This window comes from Rhizobium herbae, from assembly GCF_019511375.1.
GTDB lineage: Bacteria > Pseudomonadota > Alphaproteobacteria > Rhizobiales > Rhizobiaceae > Pararhizobium > Pararhizobium herbae_A.
The window spans coordinates 1-425 of sequence record NZ_JAEUAO010000015.1; the positions used below are offsets into that span (position 1 = coordinate 1).

Genomic DNA, 425 nt, shown 5'->3' on the forward strand with positions numbered 1-425 from the left:
TGCTGAGAGAGACCGGATGGATCAACTTTCGCATGCGGGCCATGCTTGTCTCCGTGGCTTCCTACCCGCTATGGCTGCATTGGCGGCCGGTGGGCGTTTGGCTGGCCCGGCAGTTCGTCGATTACGAGCCGGGAATTCACTGGAGCCAGATGCAGATGCAAGCCGGCACCACCGGCATTAACACCACGCGTGTCTATAACCCGATCAAGCAGGCGCAGGACCAGGACCCGCATGGCCGGTTTGTCAGGCGTTGGCTGCCGGCCCTGCGCCGCGTGCCCGATGCTTGGCTCTTGCAGCCTTGGCGCATGCCGCCCGATGTGCAGGCGCGCTGCGGAGTGCGGGTGGGCGAAGACATCCCCGTGCCGCTGGTCGACCTTGAGGCAGCAACGCGGCAGGCCAAGATGCGCGTCCATGCGTTGCGTGCG

General features: G+C 65.4%; 1 protein-coding gene. It reads left to right on the forward strand.

Features of this window, described 5'->3' with window-relative positions:
• Window positions 1–2: 2 nt before the first annotated feature.
• Window positions 3–425 (forward strand): FAD-binding domain-containing protein (locus JNB71_RS24250; RefSeq protein WP_223215971.1); only part of this gene is annotated, 423 nt, incomplete at its 3' end.